At 64.6% G+C, this 18,758-nt stretch carries 19 protein-coding genes; 9 read left to right on the plus strand and 10 right to left on the minus strand.

Going from position 1 to position 18,758, the window contains the following annotated elements; translation table 11 throughout:
- The first annotated feature begins 128 nt into the window (after positions 1 to 128).
- Entirely contained in the window at positions 129 to 419 is a 291-nt protein-coding gene (locus NKI67_RS28670; RefSeq protein WP_031213160.1) for a DUF1127 domain-containing protein, read from the plus strand.
- A 175-nt stretch (positions 420 to 594) separates the two neighbouring features.
- On the opposite strand, the gene NKI67_RS28675 is transcribed toward NKI67_RS28670, so the two are convergent.
- The 4 genes from NKI67_RS28675 to NKI67_RS28690 all read right to left on the minus strand — a co-directional run bounded on the left by NKI67_RS28675 (position 595) and on the right by NKI67_RS28690 (position 4,637).
- Positions 595 to 1,560 carry a DUF937 domain-containing protein gene (locus NKI67_RS28675; RefSeq protein WP_023680467.1) on the minus strand — a complete coding sequence of 322 codons (966 nt, stop codon included), beginning with the start codon at positions 1,558 to 1,560 and terminating at the stop codon, positions 595 to 597.
- Between the two features lie 102 nt (positions 1,561 to 1,662).
- Complete coding sequence (locus NKI67_RS28680) at positions 1,663 to 3,036, minus strand: glutamate--cysteine ligase (RefSeq protein WP_023680466.1); 1,374 nt, start codon at positions 3,034 to 3,036, stop codon at positions 1,663 to 1,665.
- Between the two features lie 186 nt (positions 3,037 to 3,222).
- Positions 3,223 to 3,957, minus strand: a complete 735-nt coding sequence (locus NKI67_RS28685) for a 16S rRNA (uracil(1498)-N(3))-methyltransferase (RefSeq protein WP_023680465.1) — start codon at positions 3,955 to 3,957, stop codon at positions 3,223 to 3,225.
- Between the two features lie 32 nt (positions 3,958 to 3,989).
- Positions 3,990 to 4,637 (minus strand): hypothetical protein, encoded by a 648-nt coding sequence (locus NKI67_RS28690; protein WP_023680464.1) that lies wholly within the window; start codon positions 4,635 to 4,637, stop codon positions 3,990 to 3,992.
- 74 nt (positions 4,638 to 4,711) lie between these two features.
- Between NKI67_RS28690 and NKI67_RS28695 the strand changes: the two genes are divergently transcribed.
- Complete coding sequence (locus tag NKI67_RS28695; protein ID WP_023680463.1) at positions 4,712 to 5,410, plus strand: type 1 glutamine amidotransferase; 699 nt, start codon at positions 4,712 to 4,714, stop codon at positions 5,408 to 5,410.
- A gap of 296 nt (positions 5,411 to 5,706) precedes the next feature.
- Positions 5,707 to 5,838, plus strand: coding sequence for a hypothetical protein (locus NKI67_RS28700; protein ID WP_280952144.1), 132 nt, complete (start codon positions 5,707 to 5,709; stop codon positions 5,836 to 5,838).
- Between the two features lie 28 nt (positions 5,839 to 5,866).
- On the opposite strand, the gene NKI67_RS28705 is transcribed toward NKI67_RS28700, so the two are convergent.
- From NKI67_RS28705 to NKI67_RS28715, 3 genes are read right to left on the minus strand one after another with little or no spacing between them, the layout of a single operon-like run.
- On the minus strand, positions 5,867 to 6,637 hold the full coding sequence (locus NKI67_RS28705; RefSeq protein WP_031213158.1) for a metallophosphoesterase family protein: 771 nt from the start codon (positions 6,635 to 6,637) through the stop codon (positions 5,867 to 5,869).
- A 38-nt stretch (positions 6,638 to 6,675) separates the two neighbouring features.
- Positions 6,676 to 7,812, minus strand: a complete 1,137-nt coding sequence (locus NKI67_RS28710) for an alpha-hydroxy acid oxidase (protein ID WP_023680460.1) — start codon at positions 7,810 to 7,812, stop codon at positions 6,676 to 6,678.
- 55 nt (positions 7,813 to 7,867) lie between these two features.
- Positions 7,868 to 8,671, minus strand: a complete 804-nt coding sequence (locus tag NKI67_RS28715) for an FCD domain-containing protein (RefSeq protein ID WP_023680459.1) — start codon at positions 8,669 to 8,671, stop codon at positions 7,868 to 7,870.
- A 310-nt stretch (positions 8,672 to 8,981) separates the two neighbouring features.
- On the opposite strand from NKI67_RS28715, the gene NKI67_RS28720 reads away from it, so the two are divergent.
- From NKI67_RS28720 to glcF, 5 genes are all read left to right on the plus strand, one after another.
- Positions 8,982 to 10,316, plus strand: a complete 1,335-nt coding sequence (locus NKI67_RS28720) for a DUF3422 family protein (RefSeq protein WP_023680458.1) — start codon at positions 8,982 to 8,984, stop codon at positions 10,314 to 10,316.
- 136 nt (positions 10,317 to 10,452) lie between these two features.
- The gene (locus NKI67_RS28725) at positions 10,453 to 11,949 is read left to right on the plus strand and encodes an FAD-linked oxidase C-terminal domain-containing protein (RefSeq protein WP_023680457.1); all 1,497 of its coding nucleotides are present in this window, start codon (positions 10,453 to 10,455) and stop codon (positions 11,947 to 11,949) included.
- Between the two features lie 224 nt (positions 11,950 to 12,173).
- On the plus strand, positions 12,174 to 13,430 hold the full coding sequence (locus tag NKI67_RS28730; RefSeq protein WP_023680456.1) for an FAD-binding protein: 1,257 nt from the start codon (positions 12,174 to 12,176) through the stop codon (positions 13,428 to 13,430).
- Positions 13,427 to 13,810, plus strand: coding sequence for a DUF4870 family protein (locus tag NKI67_RS28735; RefSeq protein ID WP_023680455.1), 384 nt, complete (start codon positions 13,427 to 13,429; stop codon positions 13,808 to 13,810). The genes NKI67_RS28730 and NKI67_RS28735 overlap by 4 nt, the downstream gene beginning before the upstream one ends.
- A 68-nt stretch (positions 13,811 to 13,878) precedes the next feature.
- Positions 13,879 to 15,210, plus strand: coding sequence for a glycolate oxidase subunit GlcF (gene glcF / locus NKI67_RS28740; protein WP_023680454.1), 1,332 nt, complete (start codon positions 13,879 to 13,881; stop codon positions 15,208 to 15,210).
- 12 nt (positions 15,211 to 15,222) lie between these two features.
- On the opposite strand, the gene NKI67_RS28745 is transcribed toward glcF, so the two are convergent.
- Positions 15,223 to 16,143, minus strand: coding sequence for a bifunctional 5,10-methylenetetrahydrofolate dehydrogenase/5,10-methenyltetrahydrofolate cyclohydrolase (locus NKI67_RS28745; RefSeq protein WP_023680453.1), 921 nt, complete (start codon positions 16,141 to 16,143; stop codon positions 15,223 to 15,225).
- Positions 16,144 to 16,410: 267 nt separating this feature from the next.
- Positions 16,411 to 17,145: a L,D-transpeptidase gene (locus tag NKI67_RS28750; RefSeq protein WP_023680452.1), complete on the minus strand. Its 735-nt coding sequence runs from the start codon at positions 17,143 to 17,145 to the stop codon at positions 16,411 to 16,413.
- Positions 17,146 to 17,367: 222 nt separating this feature from the next.
- Here NKI67_RS28750 and NKI67_RS28755 point away from each other — a divergent pair, with 222 nt between their 5' ends.
- Positions 17,368 to 18,003: a DNA-3-methyladenine glycosylase I gene (locus NKI67_RS28755; RefSeq protein WP_023680451.1), complete on the plus strand. Its 636-nt coding sequence runs from the start codon at positions 17,368 to 17,370 to the stop codon at positions 18,001 to 18,003.
- Positions 18,004 to 18,007: 4 nt separating this feature from the next.
- Here NKI67_RS28755 and NKI67_RS28760 read toward each other — a convergent pair whose 3' ends face one another.
- Positions 18,008 to 18,259 (minus strand): hypothetical protein, encoded by a 252-nt coding sequence (locus NKI67_RS28760; protein WP_031213141.1) that lies wholly within the window; start codon positions 18,257 to 18,259, stop codon positions 18,008 to 18,010.
- Between the last annotated feature and the right edge of the window lie 499 nt (positions 18,260 to 18,758).

The raw sequence follows: 18,758 nt of genomic DNA on the forward strand, positions 1-18,758 counted from the left end.
GATTAATCAATCGGGCCATGGCAAATTCCGATTGTCCACATGAAGGCATGTGAATCGAAGCCGGAACGGCCGCTGTCGCCAGCGCCCGATCGACCGGTTTCGCCCGTTCGAATGTGAAGGAGACCGACATGGCTACGTTTGATTTCGCTACCGAGACCTCGCGCATCACCTCGCGTCCGGCCGTTGCGACGCGCGTGGCCAATGCCGCTGCCAATGTTTACCGCGCCTGGAGAAACCGCCGCGCCTTTTATCGCCTCGGCGAGATGTCGGATGCCGAACTCGCCGACATCGGCCTGACCCGCGCCGACCTGCACGTCGCTGTCGGTGTACCCTTTGGCCGCGATCCGACAGAAAGGCTTCGCGTCATCGCGGTCGAGCGCGCCGAAACGATCGAGGATATTGCCTGCAAGGTCGTGTGATCGCGTGGTTTCGCCGTTCGGGCGCGTTGAACCTTTTTGAGGCACGACGCCACTAAGTTACGCAGGCTCCCCACTCCCTGCCGGATCCCCCCGGCCAGCCTGCGCGCTGCCCGGTCCTCCCAGGACCGGGCTTTCTTTTTTGGGCGGCACTGATGATTGGTTGCCGGTGTCTGGTCTAGCGCCGGCCCATGCCCTGCTTGAACTGGTCGAAGATCGACTCCATGCCTTTCTGGTAGTCGTCGCGCTGCTGGGCGCCTGTCTCGAACATCTTGCCGAACAGGTCGTCAAACGGATTTCTCGGCCTGCCGCTCGGATTGGCCTGCGGCTGCGGCGCCTGGGGTTGCTGCGGCGCCTGACGCGGCTGAGACTGCGGTGCGCCACCGCCGAACATGTCCTGCAGTACTTTGCCGAGCGGATTGTCACCATAAGGGTTCTGTGTTTGCTGGGGTTGGTTCTGCGGCTGCTGCGGCTGTGGTGCACCGCCGCCGAACATATCCTGCAGCACCTTGCCCAGCGGGTTGTCGCCGTAAGGGCTCTGCGTCTGTTGCGGCTGCTGCCCGCCGAACATGTCCTGCAGCACCTTGCCGAGCGGGTTATCCGTGGGGCCTGCAGGCTGAGGGGCCGGCGCCTGGCCGCCGCCGCCCGCCTGCCGCATCATCTGCTCGATGAGCTCGCCGAGCGGATTGCCGCCGCCTGCCGCATGCATCTGCCCGCCTAACTGGTTGGTGGTCTGCTTGAATAGCCCGCCCATCATCATCGAGGCGATTGCCGGCAGCATCTGCTGCAGGACCTGCTGGCTGACGCCGCTCGCCTGCGCGGCCTGGCTGGCGACGGCCCGCGACAGGTCCTTCGAGCCGAACAAATGGCCGAGAATGCCCTTGCCTTCATCGAGGCCCTGCGGCGAGAAGGCCCGGCTTGCATCCTCGAAATATTTGGCGTGCTGGCCGCTGGCCATCGCCGTCATGAAGGAGCCGAGCCCATAAGGGTCCGCCGTGTTGCGCTTCAGCCCCTGCGAAAAGGCCGGCAGCAGCGCCGCGACCGCCGCCTGCGTCTGCTGCTGCGAAAGCCCGAACTGCTGGGCCAGCGCCTGCATGCCGTTGCCGTTCTGGGCCTGTGCCAGAATATCGAACAAGGAAGGCATTGTTTTCTCCTCCGGGAAAATCCTCGTTGGAGAAGCCTAATTCGTTTCCATCACTGATTGAAGCGAATTTGCCGGACCATCGGCCAAGCGGATAGCGAAGCGTTAATACGCGTATTCCATGAACACCGGCTCGATCGAGCCGCCCCAGCGTGTGTGGTAGGCCGAGAGCATCTCTTCGGCGCTGGTGGTGCCACGCGCGACGACCTCGTCCAGCGTGTTGAGGAACGAGGTCTCGTCATAGCCGTCGCGGTTCTTGCGGCCGCGGTTCTTCAGTCCCATGCGCGAGATGACGAGCACGTCGCGGGCTATCTCGCGCAGTGTCGTGTTGCGGAAGGGCGCCGAAATGCCCTGTTCGGGCACCGCGTTGCGCATCGCCAGCACCTCGTCATAACTCCAGCTCGAGGTCAGCGCCTCGGCCGCGTCGAGCGCAGCCGCATCATAGAGCAGCCCGACCCAGAAGGCCGGCAGCGCGCAGATGCGCCGCCACGGCCCGCCATCGGCGCCGCGCATTTCGAGAAAGCGCTTCAACCGCACGTCCGGGAACAGCGTCGACAGATGGTTCGCCCAGTCGCCCATCGTCGGGAGCCCGTCCGGCAGTTCGTTGCGGGCGGCGCCCGCCATGAACTGGCGGAAGGTGATGTGCGTCATGTCATGGTACTGGCCGTCGCGGATGACGAAATACATCGGCACGTCGAGCGCCCATTCGACATAATCGGCAAAGCCGAAATCGGGCGAGAAGCAGAATTCGAGCAGGCCGGAGCGCTGATTGTCGGTGTCGCGCCAGATCTCGCCGCGCCAGCTCTGCAAGCCGTTCGGCCGGCTTTCGGTGAAGGGCGAGTTGGCAAACAGCGCCGTCGACAGCGGCTGCAATTTCAGCGACACTTGCATCTTGCGGCGCATGTCGGCTTCGCTTTCGAAGTCGAGGTTCACCTGGATCGTGCAGGTCCGGTACATCATGTCGAGACCTTTGGTGCCGACCTTGGGCATGTAGCGGGTCATGATCTCGTAGCGCGATTTCGGCATCTTCGGCGTCTCGGCCAGCGACCATTTCGGGCTGCCGCCAAGGCCGAGAAAACGAATGCCCATCGGTTCGGCGATCTCGCGCACCTGCGCCAGATGCGCATTGCCTTCGCGGCAGGTCTGGTGGATCGTCTCCAGCGGCGCGCCGGACAGTTCGAACTGGCCGCCGGGCTCCAGCGAGATCGCGCCTTGGCCGGTCGGCTCGACCAGTCCGATGATGCGGCCGGCATCCATGATCGGGTCCCAGCCGAGTTTGTCCTGCATGCCTTCGAGGATGGCGCGGATGCCGCGCTCGCCGCCGTAGGGCACCGGGGCATTGCCGTCAACATAGAACGGGAATTTCTCGTGCTCGGTGCCGATGCGCCATTTGTCGCGCGGCTTGTTGCCTTCGGCCAGGTGCTCGACGAGTTCGTCGACGCCTTCGATCGGCCGGAAATCGGTAGTATCGCGCGCCATAATAGCCCTCCGCACATGGCCCCGAAAACCGGCTTCGATTTTCGGAAAGGATCATGTGCCCAATCAATATGTTACAGCGTCCTTTGCGCGCCCGAAAGGACGCGCGGCCACTGCCGGCGCTAGATGGACGAAATGTCAGTAGCCGATCAAGCGAAAAATCCTGAGCCAGAGGGTAACTGGAATTGATCACCAATCCCCGATTGTCGCCTGGATCAGCGCCAGTGCCGCTACGGCCGCCGTGTCCGCCCGCAGGATGCGCGGCCCAAGCGGAATGGCGGTAACGAAGGGCAGGGCTCTCAGCATCCTGCGCTCCTCGTCGGAAAAGCCGCCCTCCGGCCCGACCAGCAGGCCGAGCTTGTTCTCCCGCACCGCCTGCAATGCCGGCAGGGGACTGTTGGTCGATGCATCCTCGTCGCAGAAGATCAGCCGCCGCTCACGGTCCCAGTTGCTGAGCAGGCGCTCGAATTTTTCCGCTTCGCGCAGCTCCGGCACCGCCAATATGCCGCATTGTTCGGCCGCCTCGACGACATTGGCGCGCAGGCGCTCGATGCCGGGCTTTGCCACCTGCGTATGCTGGGTGATGACCGGCTGCAGGATGCCAGCGCCCATCTCGACCGCCTTTTGCACGAGGTAGTCGAGCCGCCCCTGCTTCAGCGGCGCGAAACAGTAGACGAGATCGGGCAACGGCGGCTGCGGCCGCTGCAATGCCAGCAACTTCAGGCGCAACGCCTTCTTCGATTTTGCCGCGATCGCCGCCGACCATTCGCCGTCGCGGCCGTTGAAGACCAGAATTTCGGCGCCTTCGCCGAGCCGCAGCACGTGCGAGAGATAATGGCTCTGCTGCGGGCCGATGTCGAACTCGATGTCCGGTCCAAGCCCGTCCGGCACGAACAGCCGCTGCATCTTGTAATTGGCGCGCATCGCCGAGGAATGCGGCAACGTCACCCTCGGCGTCAAGCCTCGGCGGAAGGATGCCAGACAGGCTCGTAGCCTTTCTGCAGCACCGAAACAGTTGTCGCTGGCGTGAGCAGGCGGATTGGACTGTCGGTAAAACCGCCGAACCCCACCGGTTCGCCATAACCGCCGAAACTCCAGGGCAGCGCGGCGCCGTCAAACAGGACGTACGCCCTGTTTCCTGACGAGATCATCGTGCCGTCCGGCAAGTCCGCAAGCGCTTCCGGTTCCAGTCTCGGCGCCCGCCCGCCCGATGCCACGCGCTCCTTGTGCAGGCGCTTGTCGAGTTGCGGCGCGCGTGGCTCGGCAATGCCGAAGGCGTCGCCGAAACGCCGGACAAAATCCCTGGCCCGCTCGCGCCGGCAGAAGAAGCAGGGCCGGTGCCCGGCGGCAAGTGCCGTCACCTCGTCGAGGAAAAACAGTTCGGTCCAGCCGGCCTTGCCGCCAGCCCGGTTGCGCCCCATCGGCTCGCGCCGCACGTTATGGAATTCGCAGACGCAGATGATCCAGGCTTGCAGCGCCCAGCGCTTCTTCAACAGCGTTCTCGTCTCGGGGTCGTGAATGATGCCGCGATTGCCCATGAACAGGCCGCGCTCCGGCACGGCATGGATGGCGCCGAACGGGTCGACCCGGTTTTGCAGTGGCATAGGCGTTCCCTGTTGGCTGCAATGCTGGCGCCATGATATCGCTCGTTGCATCAATTTCATGTCAGCAGGTTTCGATGCGGGTCTTGGTTGTCCAGAACTTCGACAATGAGGGCCTTGGCCAGATCGGCGCGGCTCTTGTCGAGGCGGGCGTCGATATCGACCTGCGCCGTCCCTACTGCGGCGACGCGCTGCCGCAAGATAGCGGCGGGCATGACGCCATGGTAGTGCTCGGCGGCGCCCAGAATGCGCTGGACGACGAGCTCTGTCCTTATTTTCCGGGCCTGCTCGACCTGACGCGCGACTTTGCCGAGAGGGATCGCGCGGTGCTTGGTATCTGCCTCGGCAGCCAGTTGGTCACGCGCGCCTTTGGCGGCGAGAACCAGATCGGCGGCGCGTCGGAGTTCGGCTGGCACGAGGTCGCGCTCACCGCGGCGGCGCAGGCCGATCCGGTGCTCGCCGCTTTGCCCGCAAAATTCCCGATCTTCGAATGGCACGACGACACCTTTGTCTTGCCTAAGACTGCCGTGCGGCTGGCCGGCAATGCCGTCGCCGAGAACCAGGCGTTCCGTATCGGCCGCGCCGTCTACGGCTTCCAGTTCCATTTCGAGGCCGACAGTCCGATGGTGCGCGACTGGAGCACCTCCTTCGCACCGCTGATCGCCGAGCGGCATCCTGAATGGGCGGGCCGGCTCGACGATGAAATGGCCCGCAACGGACCGCAAGCCGATGCCGCCGGCCTGGCCATCGCCCGCGCCTGGGTGGCGACGATCTGACGGCTCATATAGTCAGCGTATTTGGCGACGTTGCATATTTGGCACGCGGCGGCAAATCCGCCGGGGATAACGCGTTTCATCCTTGGCCTGTGTCTGTCCGCCAGCCTAAAAGGCGCCCGCTCTGCATCTTGCGTGCAACCGCGATGAACCTTTCCTGTGACCCGCGCGACACACCGCCGATACAGAACATGCCTAGAAGCGCGAAACCGTCAGACATTTGCGACGTATTTTGCGTTTCAACGCATTGGTAACCCGCTCGTGCATAGATGCAGAAAGCTCAACAAGAGATGACGTCCGTGAAAGCAGCCTTTTTGTCCTTTGCCATGTTGTCGGCCATCGTCTTGTGCGGCCTCGGCATTTATTCCGCCGACGCAGCCAACAACCATAATGCCGTCGACGGCTACGGCGTCACCGCCGCGCTTCGCTAGACCCTCTGCACATAACCTCACGCCTTACCTACGCCCGCTCACCCGTGACTGTCAGGATATGCTTGTCAGCGCCGTCTACCACGAGCGCGGTGAGGTTTCCCGACTGCCAGGCGAGGGTGTCGACATTGACGCGGTTGCCGGTGATCTCGGGCTTGGGCACCGGCGTATGGCCGTGCACCACGATCTTCGGATGAAGACCGGTGTGATCGTGGAAGACCTCGCGGATCCAGATCAGGTCCTGCCGGGTCTGGCTTTCCAGCGCAACGCCGGGCCGGATGCCGGCATGGCAGAAGAAGAAGTCGCCGAACGTCACTGAGAAGGGCAGCGAGCGCAGGAACTCGACATGGTTCTGCGGCACCGCCTCGACCAGTGCGGCGTGCCCTTGCCGCAATGCCGCATCGGCGCGGCCAAACCAGGCGCTGCTCCCACCGAGTGAGACACCATACGATAGCGCCGTCTGGATGCCGCCATAGCGCATGAACAGCCCGTCCGGATCGGGGACATCGAGAAAATCGAGAAAGCCGAGATCATGATTTCCGGCGAGCATCAGGTGACGCGGATCGCGTTTCTGCGCGTCGATCAGGAAATCGATGACGCCCCTGGAGTCCGGGCCCCGGTCGACATAGTCGCCGAGATGGATCACGCGCCAATCGGCCGACGGCCTTTGACCGAGCTCCGCCTCGATCCGCCGGTGCATGGCGGTCAGCAGGTCGAGCCGGCCGTGCACATCGCCGATCGCGTAGAGACGCATGCCTTGCGGTCCGCGCGCCTCGTAGAAACTGATGCCGGGCTCCGTCAATGCCTGCGTCGCCTCCGTGATCATGCCGTCACGTGACTTTAGCGCCGAAGCTGATCCTTGCCCATGTCGGTGACCAGACGCTTTCCGCACAGAGCCAGCGTTATGTCCATCTCCTTGCGGATGATTTCCAGCGCCTTGGTAACCCCTTCCTTGCCGAGTGCGCCGAGGCCGTACAGGAAAGGCCGGCCGATATAGGTGCCCTTGGCGCCGAGGCACAGCGCCTTGAGCACGTCCTGGCCGGAGCGGATGCCGCCGTCCATATGCACCTCGATCGCGTCGCCGACGGCGTCGGCGATCTCTTCGAGCGCCATGATCGACGACGAGGCGCCGTCGAGCTGGCGGCCGCCATGGTTGGATACGATGATCGCGTCGGCGCCTGTCCTGGCCGCCATCAGCGCATCTTCCCTGTCGAGTATGCCTTTCAGGATCAGCTTGCCGCCCCAGCGCTCCTTGATCCAGGCGACGTCCTTCCACGACAGATGCGGATCGAACTGCTCCTTCGTCCACGACGATAGCGAGGCGAGGTCGCCGACGCCCTTGGCATGGCCGACGATGTTGCGGAAGCTCCGGCGCTTGGTGCCGGCCATGCCGGCGCACCAGCGCGGCCTTGTCGCCATCTGCCAGAGGTGCTTCGGCGTCATTCGCGGCGGCGCCGAAAGCCCGTTGCGGATATCCTTGTGGCGCTGACCGAGGATCTGCAGGTCGAGCGTCAGCACCAGCGCCGAACATTTCGCCGCTTTTGCGCGGTCGATCAAATCGAAGACGAAGTCCTTGTCGCGCAGCACATAGAGCTGGAACCAGAACGGCTTCCTGGTCACCGACGCGACATCCTCGATCGAGCAGATGCTCATTGTCGACAGCGTGAACGGCACACCGAATTCTTCCGCCGCCTGGGCCGCCAGCATCTCGCCGTCCGGATGCTGCATGCCGGTCATGCCGGTCGGCGCCAGCGCCACCGGCATCGTCACCTTCTCGCCGATCATGGTCGATTCCAGCGAGCGGTTGTCCATGTCGACCAGCACGCGCTGGCGGAACTTGATCTTCTGGAAATCTTCCTCGTTGGCCCGGTAGGTGCTTTCGGTCCAGGCGCCGGAATCGGCATAGTCGAAGAACATCTTCGGCACGCGGCGGCGCGCCAGGTCCTTGAGGTCGGCGATGGTGAGAATGCTGCTCATGGATCTTTTTCCGCTGGTTCTTCGCTGGTTCGTCGTTGAATTTTCTGGGCGGTGCCTACGGCTGTTTTCTTGCCGGCTCACCGCCACCGGGCTCGGAGCGTTGCCTGAGCCTCAGCCGCGACACGCGCTGCCAGTCGCCGCTGCGCTCGGCCTCGGCCATCGATCGTTCGACGTAGGAGATGTGGTCCATCGCCGCCTGCCGCGCCGCGGCTGCATCGCCGGCCTTGACCGCCGTGTAGATTGCCCGGTGCTGCGAAAGCAGCGCCTCGCGCGCGCCCGGCACGCTGAACACCAGCCGCCGGTTCTGGAACACGCCTTCCGACAGCAGCCGATAACAGGAGCGCAGCGTGTGCAGCAGGATGATGTTGTGCGCGCATTCGCAGATCGCGTGATGGAACTCGATGTCGATTTCCGCCTCGTCGTCGAAATTGCCGGTCCGGTGCGCCTCGTCCATACGTGCCATGATGCGGTCGAGCAGCGCCAGATCGTCCGATGTGGCACGCCGCGCCGCATATTCCGCCGCCACCGCCTCGATCTCGCGGCGGTACTCCAGATAGTCGGTCACCGCCTTGCGATGCATCGAGATCAGGTCGGTCACCGGCTTGGTGAACAGCTGGCCGATGACATCGGCGACATGGGTGCCGCCGCCTGGCCGTGTGGTCAATAGCCCGCGCCCTTCCAAGGCTTTCAAGGCATCGCGCAGGATCGGCCGCGACACCTCGAACTGGCGCGCCAGTTCGCGCTCGCCCGGCAGCCGGTCGCCGGTGCGCAGGACGCCTTCGAGGACCAGGCTCTCGATCTGCTGCACCACCTCGTCGGCGGTGCGCGAATGCTCGATCCGGGAGAAAATGTCGCTCAAACGGGATGCCTGGGGGTTGAACCGATGTCGCGCAAGATAAAGCCGGCGTCGCCAACTGGTCAAATTATTTATCCAATTCGCCGGGGCCGGGTCCGTTTCACAGCCGCGGCTTCATATCAGCTTGAGCTAAACTGGGCGTTTGCGCCCTCTGGAGATTGCCTCTAGAGCAACCAGGAAAAGTGTGAAACGGTTTTCCGTCCGGAATTGCGCGGAATCAAAGAGATAGAGCGGTTCGGCGTTTCCGTGAAACGATGGACCGCTCTAGAGGGACATCATTGCCAAAGGCTCAGAGAAGCCTGGGGGACCAGCCGTGCCAGACGCCGACCCGTCCAGCCTCGAATTCCAGCTGCGCGCCAAAGCCGTGGGCGGCACCGTCATGGGCTTTCCGGCGCATGAAGGTCGGCCGGGCGCGCTCGGCGAGGTCCACGCCCGGCCGCAGCCGCTGGTCGAAAAGCCGCGCGTGCTGGTGCAGCTTTCCTTCATGACCGAAGCTGGATCCGGGATCGATCAGGCCGTGCTTTCCGAATTGTCGCGACGCCTCGGCATTGCCGCGCCCGACCCTCACGCCCGCCACCACGCGATGAAATGGGGCAAGGGCTCGCTGCGCTGGGAACGCCACACGGAATTCTCGACCTATCTCTGGGAAGGCCCGCTCGCCGAAAACGGCAGGGGGCAAGAGGACACACCCTTCGGCAACGGGTTTTCGCCGCCGGGCACGGTGATTTCCGGCATCAGGCTGGAGATCCGCAAATGGACGCCGGCGAACGAAAAACTGATCGCCGGCTTCGACCCGACCAGCCTGTGCTATTCGCTGGTCGAGCGCGGCAACGCGGCCATCGTCACCGATTTCCGTCAGGATGGCGACGGCTTGACCCGCATGCTGGTGCTCGACCGCGGCCTGACCCCGGCGCGCACCGGGGCACTGTCGCAGCGGCTGATCGACATCGAGACCTACCGCACGCTGGCCATGCTTGGGCTGCCGCTGGCCCTGACGCTGTCCGGTCGCGCCCGCCGCATCGAAGACAGGCTGGCCCAGACCACGTTGGAAATGAAGGTCGCCGAGACCCGCGACAGCCAGACGCTGCTTGCCGACTTGACCGAACTGGCCGCCGAGCTGGAGGCCGATGCCGCCTCCAGCCTCTACCGCTTCGGCGCCAGCCGCGCCTATGACGGCATCGTGCGCGAACGGCTGGAGGCGCTCGACGAAGAGGCGGTGCCCGGCTACGACACCTGGGGCGGTTTTCTGCAGCGCCGCGTGGCGCCGGCGATGCGTACCTGCCGTTCGGTCGAGGAGCGTCAGGCCAACCTGTCGACGAAGCTCACCCGTGCCACCACACTGCTGCGCACCTGGGTCGACGTCGAGGTCGAGAAGCAGAACCGCGATCTTTTGGCATCGATGAACAATCGCGCCCGCCTGCAATTGCGGCTGCAGCAGACGGTGGAGGGGCTCTCGGTCGCCGCGGTTTCCTACTATGTCGTCGGCCTCATCGGCTACGTCGCCAAGGGCGCCTCGATCTTCGGCCATGCCTTCGCGCCGGAAATGGTCACCGCCGCCTCGGTGCCGCTCGCCGTCGTGCTCGTCTGGTGGGGCGTGCGCCGCGTCCGCCGCATGCACTCCGAACCAGGCAAGCAGCCGGGCGAGTAGTGTGGGGCGCAGCGGCAGATTGCCGCTGCGGAAGGCTGTCTCGGCCATAGGCCTCTCATCCCGGCCAAAGCGGCATTTGCAAGCGACCACCGTCGCTGGTAAAAGATTTTTACCAGTCGATCGAAGGAGGCTGTCGATGTCCGGCCTTGCCATGCCGAAACCAGACGACGCCACGATGCGCCGGCGCGACGAGATCGTCGCCGATATGCGCATCATGGTGCCGGGCGAGGGCGTCGTCGACGCCGCCAATGCCATGCGCGCCTTCGAGAGCGACGGGCTCACCGCCTACCGGCAATTGCCGCTCGTCGTTGTATTGCCGCAAACCGTGGCCCAGGTCTCGCGGGTGCTGAAATATTGCAGCGACCGCAACATCCGCGTCGTGCCGCGCGGCTCCGGCACCTCGCTCTCCGGCGGTGCGCTGCCGCTCGAAGACGCGGTGCTGCTGGTGATGAGCCGCTTCAACCGCATCCTCGAGATCGATTTTCAGAACCGCGTCGTCGTCGCCCAGCCCGGCGTCACCAATCTCGGCATCACCACCGCCGTCGAGCAGGAGGGCTTCTATTACGCCCCCGATCCATCCTCCCAGATCGCCTGCTCGATCGGCGGCAATGTCGCGGAAAATTCGGGCGGCGTGCACTGCCTGAAATACGGTCTCACCGCCAACAATGTGCTCGGCATCGAGATGGTGCTGATGAATGGCGAGGTGGTGCGCCTCGGCGGCAGCCATCTCGACGCGGAAGGCTACGACCTGCTCGGCGTCATGACCGGCTCCGAAGGACTGCTCGGCGTCGTAACCGAGGTCACCGTACGCATCCTCAAGAAGCCGGAGACGGCGCGTGCCCTGCTGATCGGTTTCCCGACCAGCGAGCAGGCCGGCCAATGCGTTGCCGATATCATCGGCGCCGGCATCATTCCGGGCGGCATGGAGATGATGGACCGTCCGGCCATCCACGCCGCCGAGGATTTCGTCCAGGCCGGCTATCCCTTGGATGTCGAGGCGCTGCTGATCGTCGAGCTGGACGGGCCGGGTGTCGAGGTCGACCACCTGATCGGCCTGGTCGAAGCCATTGCTTTTAGGAACGGCTCGACCACATGCCGCACGTCGCAGTCGGAACAGGAGCGGCTGAGCTTCTGGGCCGGCCGCAAGGCGGCGTTCCCGGCGGTCGGCCGCATCTCGCCCGACTACTACTGCATGGACGGCACCATCCCGCGCAAGGAACTGCCGCGCGTGCTCGCCGGCATGCGCGAGCTGTCGGAGAAATACGGGCTCGGCGTCGCCAATGTCTTCCACGCCGGCGACGGCAATCTGCACCCGCTCATCCTCTATGACGCCAACGTGCCGGGCGAACTCGACAAGGCGGAGAGTTTCGGCGCTGACATATTGCGGCTCTGCGTCAAGGTCGGTGGCGTGCTGACCGGCGAGCACGGGGTCGGCGTCGAGAAGCGCGACCTGATGCCGGAAATGTTCAACCAGATCGACCTCGACCAGCAGATGCGCGTCAAGTGCGCCTTCGACCCCAACCATCTTTTGAATCCCGGCAAGGTCTTCCCGCAATTGAGGCGATGCGCCGAGCTCGGGCGAATGCACGTGCATCGCGGGCAAGTGGCGTTTCCGGACATTCCGAGGTTTTGAGTGGGTATGTTGGCGCTTGAACACCCCCCTCTGTCCTGCCGGACATCTCCCCCTCAAGGGGGGAGATTGGCAGCTTGCACGCCTCAGCCTTCTTTCAATATTGACGATTGGCGAAGCCAGACGCGACGTCCGATCTCCCCCCTTGAGGGGGAGATGTCCGGCAGGACAGAGGGGGGCGCGAAGGAACGCGACGTCTTTGCATTTGCCATTGGCGCATCCGCCTCATGACCACCTTCGTCCCCACCACCGCAGCCGAAGTCCTCTCCACCGTCGCCTGGGCCGCCGCCGAAGACTCCCCGCTCGAAATCCTCGGCCACGGCTCCAAGCGCGGTATCGGCCGGCCGCAGCAGAGTGAGCATACGCTCGACCTTTCCAGACTCTCCGGCGTCATGCTTTACGAGCCGGCCGAACTGGTGCTGTCGGCAAAAGCCGGCACGCCGCTGGCCGAAATCGAAAGCCTGCTTGCCGAAAACGGCCAGCAACTTGCCTTCGAACCGATGGATTACGGCCCGCTGCTCGGCGGTGAGCCAGCGCGAGGCACGATCGGCGGCGCACTCGCCGCGAACCTTTCCGGCCCGCGCCGGCTGAAGGCGGGTGCTGCGCGTGACCATATCCTCGGCATAGCGGCCGTTTCCGGGCGTGGCGAGGCCTTCAAGTCCGGCGGCCGCGTCGTCAAGAACGTCACCGGCTACGATCTGTCCAAGCTGATGGCCAACAGCTGGGGCACGCTGGCGGTGCTCACCGACGTCACCTTCAAGGTGCTGCCTGCTGCCGAGACCGAAGTCACGCTCGCCATCCGCGGCCTGCTCGACGATCACGCCGCCGCCGCCATGGCGCTGGCGCTGGGTTCCAGCGCCGAAGTGTCGAGTGCTGCCCATCTTCCCGAACGGGTCGCAGCTAGGGTCGCTGGCGGCAGTCTCGGCAGCGATGCCGCGACGCTGCTGCGCATCGAGGGCTTCGGCCCGTCAGTCGCTTACCGCATTGCCGCGCTGAAAGACCTGCTGAAAAACGCCGGGCCGCTGCAGGAGATTTCCGGTTCGGTCTCGTACTCGGTCTGGCGCGATGTCCGCGACTGCGCGCCGTTCGCCGATGGCAGCGAAAGGCCGGTGTGGCGCGTCTCGATGGCGCCGTCGCGGGGCCACCAGATGGTGCTGGCGCTGCGCATGCAGGCCCCGGTCGATGCCTTCTACGATTGGCAGGGCGGGCTGATCTGGCTGCGCATGCAGCAGGACGATCCCGAGGCTGGCCTGTTGCGCGGCCTGATCAGAAGACATGGCGGCGGCCATGCGACGCTGGTGCGCGCAACCCCTTCGCACCGCGCCGCCGTGCCGGTGTTCGAACCGCAAGCGCCGCAACTGGCAGCACTGTCGGCGCGGCTGAAGGCCGAATTCGACCCGAAGAATATCCTCAATCCCGGCCGTATGGCGCCGGGCGCAAGCTCTGCTACTCTCGCGCCGGCAACCGAGGGAGGAGCACAATGAGCGATCCAGGCCAAAACGGTACGTCACGCCAGACCGACCGCTGGCTGGAGCCCGGCCCGACCAACGCGCTGGTCATCTACATCCTCTATCTCGCCGGCCTAGCCATCGGCGTCAGCGGCATTGTCGGCGTCGTCCTGGCCTATATCAATCGCGGCAAGGCCGGCGGCTTCGTCGAGAGCCATTACACATTCCTGATCCGCACCTTCTGGATCGGCCTGCTCTATGCACTGATCTCGGCGCTGTTGATGGTCGTGGTCATCGGTGTCGTGCTGATGGTTGCCGTTGCCGTCTGGTTCATCGCCCGCTGCATTCTCGGCCTGCAGGCGCTGCAGCGCGGCGAGGCGGTCAAGAACCCGGAAAGCTGGTTTCTGGGATTATGAGCATGATCCCCAAAAGTGGGTACCGGTTTTGGGAAAAGATCATGCTCAAACGGTAAGGATTCGTTTACGTGCAGACCAATTTCTCAGCTGCCCAGCTCGCCGATCCGCATGTCGCGGAATCGGAGAAGATCCTGCGCAAATGTGTGCATTGCGGCTTCTGCACCGCCACCTGCCCGACCTATGTGACGCTCGGCAACGAACTGGATTCGCCGCGCGGCCGGATTTATCTGATCAAGGACATGCTGGAAAACGGACGGCCGGCCGACAAGCAGATCGTCACCCATATCGACCGCTGCCTGTCCTGCCTCGCCTGCATGACCACCTGCCCGTCGGGCGTCAACTACATGCATCTGGTCGACCACGCCCGCGTCCATATCGAGGAGACCTACAAGCGTCCGCTGGCCGATCGCCTGACACGCGCCATGCTGGCCTTCGTGCTGCCCTATCCCTCGCGTTTCCGCGCGGCGCTCAAGCTGGCGAAGCTCGGCCAGCCATTCGCCGGCCTGTTTGAGAAAATCCAGGCATTGAAGCCTTTGGGCGCGATGTTGAAGCTGGCCCCGGCGTCGGTCCCGGCAGTCTCGCCGATGGCCTCGCCGGGCGTCCATGCCGGGCAGGGCGCGAAGAAAAATGGCCGCGTCGCCATCCTCACCGGCTGCGCGCAGTCGGTGCTCGATCCCGGCATCAACGACACGACGATTTCGCTGCTGACCCGGCTTGGCGTTGAGGTCGTGGTGCCCGAGGGCGAGGGCTGCTGCGGCGCGCTGGTGCATCATATGGGGCGCGAGGACGCTGCCTTGGCGTCGGCCCGACGGAACGTCGACGCCTGGACGCGCGCCATCGAGCAGGGTGGACTCGACGCCATCGTCATCACCGCATCCGGGTGCGGCACCACCATCAAGGATTACGGCTTCATGCTGCGCCTCGATCCGGCCTATGCCGACAAGGCCGCGCGCGTCTCGGCGCTGGCCAGGGACATCACCGAATATCTGGCAAGCCTCGACCTGCCCGAGCCGGTCCGCAAGCCGGGCACCATCGTCGCCTATCACTCAGCCTGCTCGATGCAGCACGGCCAGAAGATCACCCGCCAGCCGAAGGAGCTTCTGGTCCGTGCCGGCTTCGTCGTGCGCGAGCCGCGCGAAGGGCATCTGTGCTGCGGTTCGGCCGGCACCTACAACATCCTGCAGCCCGGGATTTCGGCAACGCTACGCGACCGCAAGGTCAGGAATATCGAGGCGACCGGTGCTGAAATCGTCGCCACCGGCAATATCGGCTGCATCACCCAGATCGCTTCTGCCGCCAAGCTGCCGGTGGTGCATACGATAAAGCTGCTCGACTGGGCCTATGGCGGGCCGAGGCCCGAAGGCGTTCGCGAAGAGAGGGCGGTTGTCGCGGCCGAGTGATGCGCCAGTCGCCTACTCCGCCGCCAGCCTGTCCGCTATGCCGTAGGTGGCCTGGTAGCGGGCGCGCTGGCGGCTGAGCGCCACCATCGTGTTGCGCAGCAGGATCGCCACCGTGATCGGGCCGACGCCGCCCGGCACCGGCGTGATCCACGACGCGACATGCCTGACGCTCTCGGCATCGACGTCGCCAACGATGCGGCTCTCGCCGTCCGGCCCGATTTCCGAATTGATGCCGATATCGATGACGGCGGCGCCCGGCTTGACCATGTCGGCCTTGATCAGCCGCGCTTTGCCGACCGCGACGAACAGTGCGTCGGCGCGGCGTGCGTGTGCCGCCACCGAACGCGTCATGTGGTGACAGACGGTCACCGTCGCGCCTTCGCTCATCAAAAGGAACGCGATCGGCTTGCCGACGATCTCGGAATGGCCGACGACCACCACCTCGAGCCCCTTGAGGTCGAGGCCGGTTTCCCTGAGCAGTTCGACCGAAGCGGCGGCGGTGCAGGGCGCCAGGTCGAGCTGGTTGTAGACGATGTTGCCGATCGAGGCCGGATGCATGCCCTCGACATCCTTGAGCGGATGCACCGCCGCCTGCAGCGTCTTGATCGGAATGTGCACCGGCACCGGCCGCTGGATGATGATGCCGGTGACGCGCGGGTCGGCGTTAAGCCCGTGGATTGCCGCTTCCAGCTCGCCGGCGGTGATGTCGGCGCGAAAGCGCCTTTCCTCGAAGCCGATGCCGGCCAAGCCGGCCTTGGCGCGCTGGTTGCGGACATAGACGTCGACCGCGGCGGTATCGCCGACGGTGACCGACACCAGCTTGGGCGGAAAGCCTTCGGCGGTGGCGATCGCCGCGTCCTCGCGCACGCCGGCGATGATGCGTTGGGCAACCGGGCCGCCTCTGAGATAGCGGCTGTCATCGGAAAGGGACATCGGGATGGGGCCTTTATCTGGATTTTAGCCGCCACATAGCAAAGCAACCGCGAAAAGGCAGCGCGAAAAGCGAACCGCCATGCCGGTCGCGCGACGTGCCGGCAAAATCTTCCCGTCAATTCTTGCTGGCGTTGGCGGAAACAAAAAGGGCAGCACGGCTTGCCGCGCTGCCCTTTCGTGACTGGCCGCATCCCCACACGGCCCGTCCCCCGTTACTCAATGCTCCCGAGGCTTCTGAGCAGAATCATCGGTGGGGTCAACCGCAGATTACATCACTACAACCGTCGTGCCAACATTGACCCGCTCGTAAAGGTCGACCACGTCCTCGTTGCGCATGCGGATGCAGCCCGACGACACCGCGCCGCCGATCGTCCAGGGCTGATTGGTGCCGTGGATACGGTACTCGGTCGAGCCGAGATAGAGCGCGCGTGCGCCGAGCGGGTTTTCCATGCCGCCGGCGAGATAGGTCGGCAGATAACGGCCCTTGGCGGCTTCGCGGGCGATCATCACCGCCGGCGGCCGCCAATCCGGCCAGACGCGCTTGTTGGTGACCTTGTGGGTGCCGGACCATTCGAAGCCCGGCTTGCCGGTGCCGACGCCATAACGCCGCGCCTTACCGTTTTTCCCGACCAGATAGAGGAAATTCTCTCGCGTATCGATGACGATCGTGCCCGGCTTCTGCGGGCCGTCATAGGCGACTTCCTGCGGCAGATAGATCGGGTCGATCTGCGGCCGCATCACCATGCGCTTGGCCGGCGCCTGCACCGCTGCGGTGCGCAGCTGATCGGGTTCGGCCAGCCGCCGGTAGCGCCGTTGCGGCTGCGCCTCTTGCCGGCTCTGCCGCACGATGCCCGGCGCATGGCCGAGCTGCAGCACCCAGGGCGCCGAAAGATCTGGGCTGACCACCACCGGCGGCCTCTCGGCATAGCGGTCGTTGGCATTGGCGGCGCCGGCCGCAAGCACGGCCGCGGCGCCGAACAGTGGGAACAAGAATGTCTTCATCGCAACGCACCTTGATCGTCGAACATGCCGGGGTGCAAAGCCTCCCCGATTTCGCCGACATTGGGCGCGAAGCGGCAACCGAAACATGAATCGGAATGCGTAAAATGCCGATCTGTTAGTAAAGCTTTTGGTGTGGTTACCGCCCGGTTCAGGAATCTGGTAAAGCCGCGGTAAAGGCCGCGTCAAAACGCGTTAACGCCAAGACACGAACGGAATTCCGCCATGGATGAAAAGACAGGTCTGCTTGCCGGTCCCGACGGCATCGCCCGCTGCTTCTGGCACGGCAACCTGCCGGATTATCTGCACTACCACGACGACGAATGGGGCCGGCCGGTCGCCGACGACCGCCGCCTGTTCGAGAAGATCTGCCTCGAAGGTTTTCAGTCGGGCCTGTCCTGGCTGACCATATTGCGCAAGCGCGACAATTTCCGCGAGGCGTTTGCCGGCTTCGATGTCGACAAGATTGCCGCCTTCACCGACGCCGATGTCGAGCGCCTGCTCGGCAATGCCGGCATCATCCGTCACCGCGGCAAGATCGTTTCGACCATCAACAACGCCAAGCGCGCCCGCGAACTCATCGACGAGGCCGGCTCGCTGGCCGCCTGGTTCTGGAAGTTCGAACCCGGCCCCGACGAGCGGCCCGAGATCGTCGACCTCGCGCATTTGCGCGCCAATCCGACGACGGCCGTCTCGGTCCGCATTTCGAAAGAGCTGAAGAAGCGCGGCTGGAGCTTTGTCGGCCCGACCACCGTCTACGCCTTCATGCAGGCGATGGGGCTGGTCAACGACCATCTCGAGGGCTGCGTCTGCCGCGAGCCGGTCGAGGCGGAACGGAAAGCGTTCAAGCGGCCGAAATAGCGGCTCAGGCGCCGCCGGCGCCGGCGAGGAAAAACCCGGCAAGGATGGCCGCCAGCGCGGCGAACACCGGATAGATCACCAGCAGTCCGGTCATCAGCACGTCGCGCATCGTCGGTCCGCTGCGCTGTTGCGCCGCGATCTCGAACGGTCCGGCGATTTGCTTCGTCTTCGGCGCATAACCATCGGCCGGCCGCAGCCGGACCGAGGCATCGCGTGCGCCGCTATCGATGATGTCGAACTTCTGTAGCGTGGCCATGGCCCCGACCCCTTGTTTCGGCGCGCTTATCGGCCCGGATTGTGTCGGCACGATGCCGCGCGCATGGCGCAATTGTTTCAGCTTCTTTTTCGCCTTTCCTTCTCCCCTTGTGGGAGAAGGTGGATCGGCGCGCAGCGCCGAGCCGGATGAGGGGTGTTGGAAGAAACGAGACGTCGGCGTTCCTTGGAACACCCCTCATCCGACCGAGCTTCGCTCGGCCACCTTCTCCCCGCTGGAGGGCTTTGCACGGGAAGCGAAATCCTGGTTGGTGAGTTAATGGGGCTTTTTTGAAGGCCGGGAAAGCAGTTTTCGACGGCTTGGTATGGCATCGACCGGCATGACCGGCCGATCCGCCGATTTTAGACAGACTCCTCCTCATGCCGGCTTTCCGCCAGGTGGATAGAGGGCGCCGATCATGGTCCGCAGATTGTAGGCGCAGGCGGCTAGTATGCATTGCGTGCGGTTGGCGGCGAGGTTGAAGAAGCGCAGGCGCCGCATG

Origin of the sequence: Mesorhizobium sp. M0408, from assembly GCF_040321495.1 — a bacterium.
In the GTDB taxonomy this organism is placed as follows: domain Bacteria; phylum Pseudomonadota; class Alphaproteobacteria; order Rhizobiales; family Rhizobiaceae; genus Mesorhizobium.

Bases quoted from the DNA above. Each gene is read 5' to 3' on its own strand.
- NKI67_RS28670 (WP_031213160.1), top strand. From the start codon at position 129: ATGGCTACGTTTGATTTCGCTACCGAGACCTCGCGCATCACCTCGCGT.
- NKI67_RS28675 (WP_023680467.1), bottom strand. From the start codon at position 1,560: ATGCCTTCCTTGTTCGATATTCTGGCACAGGCCCAGAACGGCAACGGC.
- NKI67_RS28680 (WP_023680466.1), bottom strand. From the start codon at position 3,036: ATGGCGCGCGATACTACCGATTTCCGGCCGATCGAAGGCGTCGACGAA.
- NKI67_RS28685 (WP_023680465.1), bottom strand. From the start codon at position 3,957: ATGCGCGCCAATTACAAGATGCAGCGGCTGTTCGTGCCGGACGGGCTT.
- NKI67_RS28690 (WP_023680464.1), bottom strand. From the start codon at position 4,637: ATGCCACTGCAAAACCGGGTCGACCCGTTCGGCGCCATCCATGCCGTG.
- NKI67_RS28695 (WP_023680463.1), top strand. From the start codon at position 4,712: ATGCGGGTCTTGGTTGTCCAGAACTTCGACAATGAGGGCCTTGGCCAG.
- NKI67_RS28710 (WP_023680460.1), bottom strand. From the start codon at position 7,812: ATGAGCAGCATTCTCACCATCGCCGACCTCAAGGACCTGGCGCGCCGC.
- NKI67_RS28725 (WP_023680457.1), top strand. From the start codon at position 10,453: ATGTCCGGCCTTGCCATGCCGAAACCAGACGACGCCACGATGCGCCGG.
- NKI67_RS28730 (WP_023680456.1), top strand. From the start codon at position 12,174: ATGACCACCTTCGTCCCCACCACCGCAGCCGAAGTCCTCTCCACCGTC.
- NKI67_RS28735 (WP_023680455.1), top strand. From the start codon at position 13,427: ATGAGCGATCCAGGCCAAAACGGTACGTCACGCCAGACCGACCGCTGG.
- NKI67_RS28745 (WP_023680453.1), bottom strand. From the start codon at position 16,143: ATGTCCCTTTCCGATGACAGCCGCTATCTCAGAGGCGGCCCGGTTGCC.
- NKI67_RS28750 (WP_023680452.1), bottom strand. From the start codon at position 17,145: ATGAAGACATTCTTGTTCCCACTGTTCGGCGCCGCGGCCGTGCTTGCG.
- NKI67_RS28755 (WP_023680451.1), top strand. From the start codon at position 17,368: ATGGATGAAAAGACAGGTCTGCTTGCCGGTCCCGACGGCATCGCCCGC.
- NKI67_RS28760 (WP_031213141.1), bottom strand. From the start codon at position 18,259: ATGGCCACGCTACAGAAGTTCGACATCATCGATAGCGGCGCACGCGAT.